The following is a 13,285-nucleotide window of genomic DNA, read 5'->3' on the forward strand; positions in this document are numbered from 1 at the left end:
TCGCGCCCTAGCAGGGCGACGGCGCCGCGGTGAATGGCGAGGCGTCCGGCGGCCCCAGAGGGCGGGAGGGTGTTGCCGTACTATGCCTGATCACCAGCTCAGGCACGAGCAGCTGCCGTGTCTGCGTCGGTGCGCCCTCAACTCTGTCCAGTTTGGACAGTAGGAGCCCCAGGCTGAGCCGGCCCAGCTCGGCAAAGTCCTGGCATACCGTGGTCAGCGGCGGCAGATAGTGCGCGCCGTCGGGCGCGCCGTCGAAACCCACCACGCTGACGTCCTCGGGGACCCGCCGACCGGCCTCGTGCAGGGCCCGCAGCACGCCGAGAGCCAGCTGGTCACTGGCGCAGAAGATGGCCGTCACGGACGGATCGGCCGCCAGCCACTCGCCCTGCTCATACCCCGACCGGGCGCTCCAGTCTCCGGGCACCACGGCAGGGGTCGGCCGACCGGCGTCCTGCAACGCCTCGCGCCAGCCACGGAGGCGCTCGCCTGACTCCGGCCAGTCGTCTGGACCGGCCACGTGGTGGACGGTGCGGTGCCCCAGGTCGAGCAAGTGCCGGGTGGCCAGTCGCGCGCCCGCGACGTTGTCGATCCGCGCACTCGGCACCGCGTCGATACTGCCTCCACCTACGGTCACGCAGGCGATTGCGGGCGACGCCTCAGCCAGCGCGCCGGCCATCGCCGGCTTGGGCGCGATGGCGATGACCCCCTCGACCGACTGCTGGCACAGCCAGTCGATCGCGTCGAGCACTGACCCGCGGTCCAGGTGGCGAACGCTGGCGACGCTCACGAAGTAGCCTGCCGTCCGGGCCGCGCCCTCGATCGCATACAACATTGAGGTCGGCCCGAACAGCGGGCTTTCGTAGCCGATGATCCCCAACATGCCGGAGCGCCGCGTGACCAGCGCGCGAGCAGCGGGGTTCCGGCGGTAGTCCAACTTTCGCATCGCATCGACAACCCGCTGCCGGGTTGCGGCCGTGACGTGTGGGTGCCGGTTGAGGACCCGCGAAACCGTCTGGGTGGACACCCCCGCCAGCTCGGCGACGTCACGCATGATGGGCCGTCCGGGCCACCCGGCAGGTCGGGTGGAGGCGTCCGACCACGGGCCGCCCACCGTTTCGGGGCCGTTCACCTTGACCACAACCCACTCTCCTCGGCTTTAGTCAATCCACGGTCTAGCCTCCGAGAATGGCCGCCGAAAAGGCTTTCGGCAAGATGCCCGCCGCCCCCGGGTCCGGCAGCGGCCGGACCCGGGGCGGCACCGTTGACTGGCACCGCCACTTGTGTGCGGGCGATGAAGCCTGGCCAGCGATCTCGGCGGCGGTCCGACGCCTGCTACGTCCGCAAGCATCCATCGCGGTGGTGGTCAGGCAATGTCCTGCCTGCTGCGGTCAGTAGCCGTAGCGATTCTTCAGGTGTCGCCACCAGTCGCGGAACATCCAGGTGTCGAACTCGGTGATCGTGCTGGCGCTGCCGGCCTTCATCAGGAACCCGCCGACACCACTGGGAGTCCAGTCGTAGAAGTCGTCAAGGCCGAAGGTGTGGCCGATCTCGTGCAGCAGGATGTGCATGTTCGCGACACCGAGGTTGTTCATGAAGTACTCACGGCCGACCCGTTGACCCCAGTCACCCCCCGCGCCGCCACCGAACCCGTCGGTCAACCACAGCGACTGGTCATAGTGCCGGGCCGCACCGCCCGGGCAGTTCGGGTACTGCCCGCCCTGGTTGAAGAACCGCCCGCACGGCTCTGCGCACTGCGGCGCGTTCTCCCGAATGTTGTTGACATAAATGTCCACCGACGTGTCCGACCACTGCAACTGCGCCCGGTCCCGGACCGCCCACCCGACGACCCGCACCGGCACCTCGCTGTACGGCCAGGCGTTGTGCCCGACCATCAGGTCGAACCACTTCTTGTACTGGCGAGCCAACGTCGCATGCACCTGATCACGCTGCGCCGCGCTCACCGACGCGCTGGAGTCCCAGCGCACACAGACGTTGAGATACCCCCCGTTAGCGAAGACCTGATCCCAGCCGTAATTTCGGAACCCGTACAGGTTGTTGTAGGTCTGCTCCTGATGCGTCCACACCTGACCGAGCGGGCTCACCAGGTTGCCCGGCGGGTTCCACCCCGACGACGGCGGCGGCGTGGGCGGGTTGGCATGTGCCTTGACCTCCAGCAGGCCTACCGAGGAGGTGCCGCTGGAGGTCAGTTGGACCCGCAGGCGGGTGGTGTTGACGGCAGCGAAGGACACCCGGTTGTACCGATCGGCAGCCACCGGGTAGCCGCTGGCGCTTGGGACGTCGGCGAAGGCCCCGCCGTTCCAGGACTGCACCCGCCAGGCAGACGGCAGCCGAACTCCGCCCTGGTCGTCGAAAAAGTACGCGTCCACCGCGCGGATCGTCTGAGCGGTGGCCCAAGTCAGCTCGACCCAGTGGGTGCCGGTCTGCGGCCAGGTGCCCCATCGGGGGTTGGCCGTGTCATTGGAACGGGGTGGGTCAACTCCGTCCTTGACCGCCGCCACGTTCTCCCAGGCCGAGGTGTAGGAGGCCGTCACGGTGGCGGTCCAGGCCAGATTGTCATTGGGGGCGGCCTTCGCCGCACCACCGACCACCAGCAAGTTAGAGGCGAACAGGCCCAGGGCCACTATCAGCGTCGAGACCCGCCGATTCCAGGTCATCTCACTCTCCTCTCGATCGACAAGCACCTGTTTATGAGGGTCAGGTCGGCTCGCTTCTCGGCGAGCGCGACCTGATCGATGCCGCCAGGGCTCCGGGCTTCGGAACGGACGCGGCCGTCGAGGGCTCCGACACGAGGTGACCCGGTTTTCGAGGCGCGGGCGAGCCGCCGGCCCCTGTCGGCTCTACCAGAAGTTCGTGCCGAAGACACCGCCGCCGCCGCTCGATGCCGCCACACCATCGCTGGCCTGTCTGCGACCCGCGATCGCTCCCGGCCGCCCAGGCTCGACCGTCGACCGGGATTGCAGCCAGCCCGGCGGGCCGACCAACGGTGGCGTGGTGCAGGAAGAGTCTGCCTTCCACCAGACTCCAGAAAGTGATGCAGCTCAATGCCGCACGTCGCCACCCTGCCTCACGAAAACCCTTTCGGCAAGATGTCAGGCATGTGACCACTGCCGCCTCTCAACCCGACACCACCTGCAGCCCCGGCATCAACTTCAGCGGTATCGCGGCTGGCACGGCGGATGCACCCCGCCGTGCACATTGACCATCCAGTAGTTTCGAAAATGTTTCGGTGATCATCTGACGTTGAGTCAATGCCACCGAAAGGAAGCAGGTCTGGCCTTGGTGATCGGCCAGTGGAACGGTGGCGACCTACCCCGACGTCTTTGCCACGGTGACCTCGGTGGCCGGCGGCGAGTACGGTCTCAACCAGGTCGACCCGGACGACCCGGACTCGACATCGCCGCTGGACACACGGCGCGTCAGGCCTGGGCCCAGATGGGTGAGCGGGCTCGCCGTGTGCCGTTGCTGATCATTCAAAGCGAACGGGACGAGGTCGTGCCGCCCCTGGTCGCCACCCGCCTCGTTACCTCGGCACCCAACTTCGCTGGGCAGTACCTCACGCACTGCAGCGAGTTCGACCGCGGTGGCCACTTCGCCGCGGTGGAGGCGCCCGACTCCACGCGGGATCGCCTGCTCGCCGACGCTTACGCCGACCAGTGGAACGACTGCGCGGCCATGCACGCCGCAGCACTGCGCGACCCGGATCCGGCGCCCGCGCTGCGGTAACTGACCCGTACCCTCTGCGCCTACCAGGTGCGGGACCGGGGCTTCACAAGGGCGTACGTCGACGCGGTGGTCGCCGGGCACTGGCTCGACCACGAGCGCCAGGAAACCGAACGGGTCATCGCCCGGCTGCTTATCGCCGCCAACCACGGCGTCGTCCTGGCCACCGGACCCGACGTCGCTGCGGACTCCCAACGCTTTCTCTCCCTGGCGCTGCGCTCACTCCAGCCCTGACCAACCGCGCACGCAGGACCGGCCGTCGGTCAGTGGCGCACGCGTCACGTCCGACACATGACGCGGCGTCACTGTTCGCCAGTGCGGCAAGCCCGGACAGTGGCATGGTGACCTAGCTCGACCACAGCGCCTCCGCATCGGAGGCATCGAGCAATACGAAAGGCAAAGACCATGAGCGTAGAACTCCTGCACCCGGACGGGATGCTTCAGCAGTCCGACTACGCGCCGGTTGCGGTCGCGACCGGATCCAGGCTGATCCTGCTGGCCGGACAGGCCGGTGTCACCCCGGACTTCAAGCCCGCCTCGCCGGATCTGGCCGGTCAGGTCCATGCTGCGCTGCGCAACATCGCCATCGGCGTGAGAGGCGCGGGAGGGGACGTCAAGGACCTCGCGAGACTGACCTTCTACGTCGTGGACTGGGTACCACAGAAGTGGGAGGAGGTACTCGCTGGCATCACTCGGGCGCAGCAGAACGACGGTCTGCCCGCCCCGACCCCGCCCATCACCATCATCGGCGTGCACGCTCTCTTCACGCCCGAGTTCGTCGTGGAGATCGAAGCGACAGCCGTCCTCGACTGAGGCGCCGCCGCGTCTCTTCCGTAGAACGCGCGTTGCCCTTCGCCGTACCCGTCACATGAGGATGATCCACATGATGCCGACCTCCCACCAGAGCGGGTCGAGGCCGACCGTCGACGACCTATCGATGCCGCACCAGTTCTTCCTCCTCAGTCTTCAGGCCGAGAAGGGCCGCCTCGACGACGACAGCGAACCGGTACGGGGATCGCTGCTCTCCGCCGCCGCGCTCGCCGAGCTTTGCATCGCCGGGCTGGTGCACAGCCGCGACGGCAAGGCCGAGCGGACCAACGCCGGGACACCGACGGCACTCGATCCGTTCCTCGCGGAGGTGCTCGGCGACGTTCCACCGAACCGTCCGCGAAGCTGGTTCGAGGTGCTGGAAAGCCGATGGAACAGGGCCGAAGGTGCCGTTCGCGACCAACTCGTCGAGGCGGGACACATCGCGATCGAGCACCGTCAGATCCTCGGCCCGATCCGGCGGACGAGGATCGTCGCCACCGATCCCCCGCAGGTCGAGGCGCTGCGAGAGCGAGTCCGCGACGCGGTGCGGGCAGGCTCCGAACCCGCATCGGGCCACCAGGAGGCCGTGCTCGCCACTCTGGCGGTCGACGGACTGGTCGGCACCATGTTCCGGTGGCGCGATCTGAGAACGCACAAGCACGCCATTCGCGCGCTGGCTGGTCGGATGGACCAGGAGATGCCGGGTCTGCGCAAGGCTCTGACCTATTCCATCGCGGCTCGCCGCGGTGGCTGACCGCAGTAGCTGAACCATTCCGAGCGCCCCCGACGGCACCCGGAACCTCGTCCTCGAACCTCACCCGCGCCGGCCCGGAGCGAGCAGCCGGGCCCACCCTGGTGGGACAGGTCCTCAGAACCGGTCCCGGGTGCCAAGCAGGGCGTTGTGTGCGGTACGGCGCCACGGCGCGAGTTCAGCGTCGAGCGCGGTCCAGCGGGTGTCATCGACACTGAGGGCTCCGTCGACGTCAGGCAGAGCCTCAACCAGCCGCATCCGCTGGTCTTCGCCCGGGTGGGTACTCCACAAGTCGGTGGTTCGCCGGCTGAGCTGACGGGCCAGGGGCAGGTGAACGGACAATCGTTGCCGGGCTTCAGTTGCCATCGCCTCCATTTGTTCGCCGTCAATGCGCGGCGCGAGATGCCACAGGTCCTGCCAGATTCGGCCGGCGAGCAGGACCGTCTCGGATGATCGGAGGCAGGGCGCGCTGCCGGCGACCCGGCGGGCGACCAGGTCGGCCCTGTACTCGGCGCGGCGGCTGTCGGGCATCGCCACGCTGTCGACGAGCAGCTGCGCGGTCGCGCCGGCGACGTTGGCCAGAGCGACTATTCCATGGACGATCATCCCGAGGAGAACAACCGCGCCGCCACCCTGCTCGGCCAACGAGTCCGTTGCGCGAACGGCCCGCCGCCAGGGGTTCCGCCCACCGGTGGCCGTCACCGCGCGGCTGCCGAACGTCCTCGCCAGCAGGGTCCTGCGGACCCGAAGCGGATCGCCGTTTGCGAGATGACCCAGTTCGTGGGCTAGCAGCGAAACCCGAGCCGGACGCGGCAGCATCACCCACAGCGGAATCCCGATGACGAGCACCGACCGCTGGCGCCAGCCCAGCCGGGCGACACCGGCGTTGAGGCTCAAATCGGCACAGATCACATCGGGAACCGGCGTCCCGGCCATCTCGGCGACCTCCCGCACCAGACGATGCAACTGCGGGGCTTCGCGCTCGGTGAGCACGCCATACTTGGGCACCCGCCCGAACGACGGCTTCACCAGCAGCAAGACGAGCACAGCGGGTATCGCCAGAGCCAGCCGCACCCCCAGCGGCAGCTCGCTGGCCACGACGAGCCAGACGAGGTAGCCCACCGCGGCTACCCCCAGCAGGGCCAGCGCCACGGAGACCGCCAACAGCCAGACCTCACCCGACGACGCGCCAGCCGGGCGTGCCTCCGGGTCGGCCAGCAGGTCCTCATGCGTCGCCCGGTCGAGCTCCAGCCCTCGCCGGAACCCCCACCGGCCGATCATCTTGGTGCCACGCCACGGAGCCAGCGCGGGGTCGTACACGTCCAGGTTCCACCGGCAGGAAGGGCACCAGGAGAGCGCCTCCGCGTCCAGGAGGACCAGGTCGTGGGCACAAGCCTGACACTTGCCCGGCATCGTCGTCTTCGTCGGCACGAGGGTGGAGTGTAGATCGCCGTGACGAGAGTGTCGCTACTGATTGGCAAGCTCGCGTTCGGTGCCGGCAGCGAGAAAGGTCCAACGACCTGCGGAGAGATTCGCAGCACGGGCAACAAGTGATTGCCGTCTATGGCTTGCGCAGTGTTCACGATGACAGCTACCGTCGGCCGCAGAAGCGAGGGGCACGCTTCCACGATCACCAGAACCGCACCGCCGGCCGCCGAGGCGGTCCACGCACGTCGCGGCTGGTCACTCCGGGCGTCCTGGTTGGCATTCGCACCGCCGGGTCAGGCTGACCGCCGACTCCTCGGGAGCCACAGCGGCCACCGTCGAGCGTCCACCTCCATGCGGAGACCCGACCTGTTCCGTACCCGATCCGGGCTGTCGTCCGGACGGCCGGGTGGGCCGCAGTCTGCGCATTTCCGGATCCAGGGCGATGGCACACGCCGCCGGCACGTGCGGACCCCACCCACCCCAGGCGCCACCATGGCGAGGAGTTCTCCTGATGAATGCGCAGTACGTTCGAACAACATATCGACGGGTCGGCCTCGTCGTCGGCGCAGTGGTCGCACTGTTGGTGGCGGGGCTGATGGTCGCCGGTAACGCCCAGGCGGCGGCCGGTTGCCAGGTGGCGTACACCGTGCCGTCGCAGTGGCAAGGCGGCTTCACCGCAGACGTGAAGGTCACCAACCTCGGTGACGCGGTCAACGGCTGGAGCCTGACCTGGACGTTCCCGTCCGGCCAGCGGGTCACCCAGGCATGGAACGCGACGGTCACCTCGTCCGGTGACCAGGTCACCGCGAAGAATGTGAGCTACAACGCGGCCATCGCCACGAACGCAACCATCTCCTTCGGCTTCAACGGGTCGTGGACGGGCGGCAACACCGTACCCGCGATGTTCGCCCTCAACGGAGTCACCTGCACGGGACGAGTGGGCGAAACCCCGACCCCGACCGATCCCCCGCCATCGGGCGGTGACGCGATGGCGACCGTGGCGGCGATGCAGCCCGGTTGGAACCTGGGCAACACCATGGACGCCATCCCCGACGAGACCGCGTGGGGCAACCCCCTGGTCACCCAGGCCCTGCTACGCCAGATCAAGGCGCAGGGCTACAACAGCATCCGGATCCCGGTGACCTGGAGCAACCACCACGGGCCCGCCCCGACCTACACGATCGACGCGGTCTGGTTGAGCCGCGTACGCCAGGTGGTCGACTGGGCGTTGGCGGAGAACCTGTACGTGCTTGTCAACCTGCACCACGACTCCTGGCAGTGGATCAACGGCTATCCCGGTGACCGCACGAACGTCATGAACCGCTACACCGCGCTGTGGACCCAGATCGCCACCACGTTCCGCAGCCACTCCTCGAAGCTCGTCTTCGAGAGCATCAACGAACCGCAGTTCACCGGCACATCCGGTGACGCCCAGAGCGACGAGGTGCTGCGCGAGCTGAACGTCGCGTTCGTCCGGCTCCTGCGCCAGTCTGGCGGAAACAACGCCACTCGTCTGCTCGTGCTGCCCACCCTGAACACCAACTCCAACCAGGCCCAGCTCGATGCCTTGGCGACCACGATCAGCCAGCTGGGCGACAGGAACATCGCCGCGACCGTCCACTTCTACGGATGGTGGCCGTTCAGCGTCAACATCGCCGGCGGCACCCGCTACGACGCCAACGTCGAGCAGGACATGGTCGACGGCTTCGACCGGGTACACAACACCTTCGTCGCCAGGGGCATCCCGGTGATCGTCGGCGAGTGGGCCCTGCTCAGCTACGACTACACACGACCCGGCATCATCGAACGCGGCGAACTGCTCAAGTTCTTCGAGGCCGTCGGTTACCAGGCCCGGACCCGCAAACTCACCACCATGCTCTGGGACGCCGGCTCGTTCCTCAACCGCAACGACCTCCAGTGGCGCGACCCCGGCCTGTACGCGCTGATGAAAGCGAGCTGGACCACCCGGTCCGCGACCGCGTCGTCGGACCAGATCTACGTACGCCGGACCGGCACCGTCACCAGCAGGTCCCTCACCCTGAACCTCAACGGGGCCTCGTTCCGGAGTCTGCGACAGGGAAGCACCGTCCTGACCAACGGCACCGACTACACCGTCTCCGGCACCACGCTGACCCTGACCAGCACGGCGCTGACCCGGCTGGTCGGCAACCGCGCCCCGGGGGTCAACGCCAACCTCGAAGCGCACTTCTCGCAGGGCGTGCCCTGGCCCATCAGCATCATCTCCTACGACCCGCCAACGCAGGCCGCAGCCGCCGGCGCGACCAGCTCGTTCACCATCCCGACCCAGTTCCGCGGTGACCAGCTCGCCACCATGGAGGCCAAGTACGCCGACGGCAGCCCCGCCGGGCCGGCGAACTGGACGTCGTACAAGGAGTTCTGGAGCAACTTCCAACCGGACTACGCCGCGAACACCATCATCCTGAAGCCGGAGTTCTTCGCCGAGGTCAACGACGGCTCGACAGTCACCCTCACGTTCCACTTCTGGAGCGGCACGCAGATCACGTACCGCGTCACGAGATCTGGGACGACGGTCACCGGCAGCGCTTCCTGACCGGACCGAACATCGACGTGTGTTAGCCAGGGCATCGTCGATGCCCTGGCTAACACACGTCCACCGCGAGCGCGGCTCGGCCGCCGGCGTCACCCAGGTGGACCTGCTGGTGCTCTGGCGCGCACTGGCCGGCAGGTCGCGTACCCGGGGATCACTCCACGCTGGCCCCACCCAGGTCCACACGAACGGGGTTGGTGGCATGAGCCGTCGTCCGGCGAGGAGAGTTCAGCACTCAACCGCGCCGGCAAGACGCTAGACGGGTACGCAGAGGTGCGGCGAGTGCCCGGCGACCAACTTTATGCACTGCGCAAAGCCATTCGATTGCTGATCAAGCAGCAGACGGGCCACCGCGTCGGACCCTCGTACACAACGACCTGCTGGTGGTGGTGTGCGAGTCACTCGGCGACCGCGAGGCTGAACAGCGAGCAGCCGTCGAGGCACTTGGAGCGGTGCTCCCGGGGCGAGAACGACTGCCCGCAGCCCGGCCGGTACGGGAATGGGTTCTCTCGTGGAGCGCATGGAGGCAAGGGTGACGCGCTCGCTGCACACCTCCACCCCCTTCGTACCTGTGCCCGACTTGCCCATGTTCCTCATCGTGAGCGGCTGGACGCTCGGCAAATCTCGCCCCGGTAATGGCGAGGCGCGATGCGTCAGGATTCTCGAAGTAGGCGCGGGGTGTAGCGGAGGTGAGCGACGAAGCGTCTGACCCCATAAGCCATGGTCCGCACACCCGAGGTGATCCACCCTCAAAGCGGCAACGGCCTGGACGATCCCGCACTCACCTACGCCGGGGCCAGATCCGTGGTCGACGTCGACTACAGCGAGGTAGCCGTCGAAGCAGCGCAGCGGCTCGCCGACGAACTCGGCGTGGCGTGCCGGTACATCACCGCCACAGTGCCACACGTACCTCTACCGGACTCCAGCGCCGACCTGGTCTACACCGGAAAGGGCGCCCTGATCTTGATGCCCGACCTGGACGCGTGGGCTCACGAAGTCGTCCGGCTGCTGCGGCCCACCGGGCATCTGTTCATCTACGAGGCGCACCCGGCGGTACCGCTGTGGACCTGGGACGCCGACTACCCCCGGATTCGCACCGACCGCAGCTACTTCGCCACCAGCCACGTCAATGACACCTTCCCGGCAACGGCGCCGTCGAGTGGCAATGGAACCTCGGTCAGATAATCACCGCGGTAGTGCGGTGGCGACGATCCTCGAGGGCATCGCGTTCGGATAGCACGGTCAGCAAGCCGTCTCAACCGGAGTCGCCCCCGACGCGGGTGGCACCATCGAAGAATGCCACCGCAGCTCCTCGAGCGCCGGGCCGCGTTGACCACGCTGCGGGCCGCCGTCGACGCCGCGCTGGGCGGTGCCGGCTCGGTGGCCGTGCTCACCGGTGAGGCGGGGATCGGCAAGACCAGCGTGGTGCGCCAACTGCTCGCCGAGGTCGATCCGGCCGTGCGGGTCCTCTCCGGCGACTGCGACGATCTGATCGCCCCTGCACCTCTGGCGCCGCTGCGCGAGGCGGTGGCGAATCTTGGGGGTCCTCTGACGGCCGCCCTGGCCGCGCCGCACCTGTCAACCGCGCCGAGCGCCGCGGCCGGGGCGTACCCGTTGGTGGCTGTGCTGCCCGCCATGCTGGCCGAGCTATCGCCAGATCCTCGTGGCCCTCCTGGCGCAGCCGCTGCACCGCGGTGGCCAGCGTCGCGTTCGACGTTGCCGCAGGGGCGAGCAGGGCGGCGCCGGTCCTCCGCCGCGGCCGGGTCCACGGGCCGGCCGACCTGCCCGTCCATCGTGGCCGCGACCAGGTGGTACGCCGAGGTGGCCGGCCGGGGTGGCCGGACGTCGAGCGGGTCGACCGCGCCGCCCTGTTCACCGGGGACGATCTCCAGCCGGGAGATCGCGGCCAGGACACCGGCGACGGACAGGTCGATCGGGCCGTCCGACGGGCGCACCACGAACACCACGTCGCTGGGCGGCGTGAAGATCGGCTTGGTCTGCACCAGTCGCGGGCTGGTGCCCCGGGCGGCGTTCTCCAGGAGTTGCTGCGGGGGGGAACCGCACCCACAGATGCCCCTGTACGGCGCCGACAACCAGCTTCAGGTCGTAACCGGTCGGTGGGCCGGGGCGCAGCTGCGGCTGCAGGTTGCTGACCGACACCTGCAACACGAGCTGGTCCTCGGCCCGGGTGAGGGCGAACGACGGCGAAAAGGCCATACGCCCACCCTGGCCTCCACCGCCCGCGACGACATCGGTAGCCGCTGCCATACTTCGCCGGACCGCTACCTACGTTGCGAGTCCCGCTTTCGCGGCCGGAGCTTCCCGCGAAGAAACAGCTCCAGGGCGGCGTCCTGGCTCTGAGACCAGGTGCGCGTTGGCCGGTTTGTGCAGGCGTGCGGCCAGCGGCAGTGGCTATCACCTGCCATCGATGCGCCGGTAACCGGCTCCGCCGTCGCGCGGCGATCGAAGCAGTGACGAATCTGCTTCAATAAGGCATCAGCACCTGTACCCCACTTAGGACGAGGTGGACGAGTTGACTGGAGCGTGGCCGAATTCCGGGTCCCGGCTGCACGGCTTGTACTACCCGTACTTCCACGTTAGGGATGAGCGGTGGCTCAAGGTGGCCGCGCTGTATTGGCCGAAACTGGTGCGGATTGTTCCGGACGGCTACCCGACGCGGGACTCCGACGCCGTGCGGGCGCTCAATGGCGACTTCATTGTCCGCACTTCCCCAGGTTCATCGGTCGAGGCAGTAGCCCCGTTGTTCCTGGGCCTAGTAGCAGATCATGGCGATCTGCTACGCACCTACATGAAGCCCGGAGAATGGCCAGAGTCGGACATGCACGTAGGTCCTTCGCGCTTCGGGCCGCGGGGCGCTGTGGAGGTAACTCCGTCACGCGATGTTTGGTGGTTAGAAGGGACAACAGGTCACCAACGACTGGCTCCGGTGCACATCGATGAGGTCTCTCCCGCGGTCCAGGACTCGCTACAGGACGCCGGACTGGCTTCTGTCCACATTACCCACGGACCGCAGCCGGTGGCATGGATGTTGATGAAACGAGAGCTGGCCGCAGCTTACAAGAGCGTGTTGGCCGAAGACTGCGCCACGGCCAACATGCTGCAACCCACCACCGACCAGGACGGCGCCTACGCCGTGGCGAGCCGCTGGACAACCGACCGAATCGCCGCCATGCTGCTCGACGACGACACCGTCCGGCGCCCTTCGACCTCGGATCAACTCGCGCAGACGCTGGGATTTCTCGCCCTGGATCTAGTCGTCCCGGCGAACCTGGATACGGTCCCCATCCAGAAGATCATCGACATCCGCGAGCGCTATGGCGCCGAATTCCTCGCCTTCGGCCAGGCGGTCGACGAGGCCGCCGCCGCGATGGCCATCCTCTCCGACATTCGGGACCAGGCCGTGCTCGATGACTATCTCCACGACGTCGTCGCCGCCCGCTTCGCCCTGCCGCTGGATGACCTACGGCGAAAGATGAAGGCGCTGACCGGCGATGTGGTGACAATGTCCGTCAACGTCAAGACCGAACTCCCCGCCGGTGTCGCATTGGCCGCCGGGGCATGGGCTGCCGGACATCCCCTGCTTGCCGGCACGGGAGCCGCCGCAATCGGACTGATGGTCATCCGCCGCGGCATCCGGCAGCAGCGTGAGACGCTCGCCGGAGCGGCACCAGCTGCCAGCTTCCTGCTACATACCGAGGCCAATCTGCGACCACGCAACCTCTTGGACCGCACGGTGCACCGATTGGCGCGGATCGCGGGGACCAACGCCACCTAAGCAAGATCGACAAGGCCCTGGTCGGCAAGCCGGCCCAGTCCGCCGCGTCAACGCGCGCGTACCAATGTTCGGGAGAGTCACGCTAGCGATGATCATGATCGGCTTGGGGGAATCCGTCCTCCACCGCTTCCAACATGTTAGCCAGCAACCGGCCATGATCGATTCCGGCTGCGAACGCTGCGGTCGACCC

Annotated in this window: 11 protein-coding genes; 8 read left to right on the plus strand and 3 right to left on the minus strand. The window is 67.8% G+C overall.

The genetic code is table 11. The annotated features are described in order from the left end of the window. Nucleotides 1-7 precede the first annotated feature (7 nt). Together ABZU43_RS21670 and ABZU43_RS21675 are read right to left on the minus strand one after the other, a co-directional pair. Nucleotides 8-1,138, minus strand: a complete 1,131-nt coding sequence (locus tag ABZU43_RS21670) for a LacI family DNA-binding transcriptional regulator (protein WP_355008285.1) — start codon at nucleotides 1,136-1,138, stop codon at nucleotides 8-10. Nucleotides 1,139-1,388: 250 nt separating this feature from the next. Then, nucleotides 1,389-2,675, minus strand: coding sequence for a cellulose-binding protein (locus ABZU43_RS21675; protein ID WP_355008286.1), 1,287 nt, complete (start codon nucleotides 2,673-2,675; stop codon nucleotides 1,389-1,391). Nucleotides 2,676-3,480: 805 nt separating this feature from the next. On the opposite strand from ABZU43_RS21675, the gene ABZU43_RS21680 reads away from it, so the two are divergent. The 4 genes from ABZU43_RS21680 (at nucleotide 3,481) to ABZU43_RS21695 (ending at nucleotide 5,305) form a co-directional block, all read left to right on the plus strand. Further along, nucleotides 3,481-3,744, plus strand: a complete 264-nt coding sequence (locus ABZU43_RS21680; RefSeq protein ID WP_355008287.1) for a hypothetical protein — start codon at nucleotides 3,481-3,483, stop codon at nucleotides 3,742-3,744. A 27-nt stretch (nucleotides 3,745-3,771) separates the two neighbouring features. After that, on the plus strand, nucleotides 3,772-3,975 hold the full coding sequence (locus ABZU43_RS21685) for a hypothetical protein (protein WP_355008288.1): 204 nt from the start codon (nucleotides 3,772-3,774) through the stop codon (nucleotides 3,973-3,975). Nucleotides 3,976-4,146: 171 nt separating this feature from the next. After that, on the plus strand, nucleotides 4,147-4,554 hold the full coding sequence (locus ABZU43_RS21690) for a RidA family protein (RefSeq protein ID WP_355008289.1): 408 nt from the start codon (nucleotides 4,147-4,149) through the stop codon (nucleotides 4,552-4,554). 70 nt (nucleotides 4,555-4,624) lie between these two features. Then, nucleotides 4,625-5,305, plus strand: a complete 681-nt coding sequence (locus ABZU43_RS21695) for a GPP34 family phosphoprotein (protein WP_355008290.1) — start codon at nucleotides 4,625-4,627, stop codon at nucleotides 5,303-5,305. 114 nt (nucleotides 5,306-5,419) lie between these two features. Here ABZU43_RS21695 and ABZU43_RS21700 read toward each other — a convergent pair whose 3' ends face one another. Continuing rightward, nucleotides 5,420-6,622 (minus strand): M48 family metallopeptidase, encoded by a 1,203-nt coding sequence (locus ABZU43_RS21700; RefSeq protein ID WP_355008291.1) that lies wholly within the window; start codon nucleotides 6,620-6,622, stop codon nucleotides 5,420-5,422. Between the two features lie 703 nt (nucleotides 6,623-7,325). Here ABZU43_RS21700 and ABZU43_RS21705 point away from each other — a divergent pair. From ABZU43_RS21705 to ABZU43_RS21720, 4 genes are all read left to right on the plus strand, one after another. Continuing rightward, entirely contained in the window at nucleotides 7,326-9,302 is a 1,977-nt protein-coding gene (locus ABZU43_RS21705) for a cellulase family glycosylhydrolase (RefSeq protein ID WP_355008426.1), read from the plus strand. A gap of 717 nt (nucleotides 9,303-10,019) precedes the next feature. Beyond that, complete coding sequence (locus ABZU43_RS21710; protein WP_355008292.1) at nucleotides 10,020-10,484, plus strand: class I SAM-dependent methyltransferase; 465 nt, start codon at nucleotides 10,020-10,022, stop codon at nucleotides 10,482-10,484. 111 nt (nucleotides 10,485-10,595) lie between these two features. Beyond that, nucleotides 10,596-11,660: an AAA family ATPase gene (locus ABZU43_RS21715; RefSeq protein ID WP_355008293.1), complete on the plus strand. Its 1,065-nt coding sequence runs from the start codon at nucleotides 10,596-10,598 to the stop codon at nucleotides 11,658-11,660. A gap of 286 nt (nucleotides 11,661-11,946) precedes the next feature. After that, nucleotides 11,947-13,095: a DUF6236 family protein gene (locus ABZU43_RS21720; protein WP_355008427.1), complete on the plus strand. Its 1,149-nt coding sequence runs from the start codon at nucleotides 11,947-11,949 to the stop codon at nucleotides 13,093-13,095. Nucleotides 13,096-13,285: the final 190 nt, after the last annotated feature.

This window comes from Micromonospora sp. NPDC005205 (genome assembly GCF_040608275.1).
Lineage (GTDB): Bacteria > Actinomycetota > Actinomycetes > Mycobacteriales > Micromonosporaceae > Micromonospora.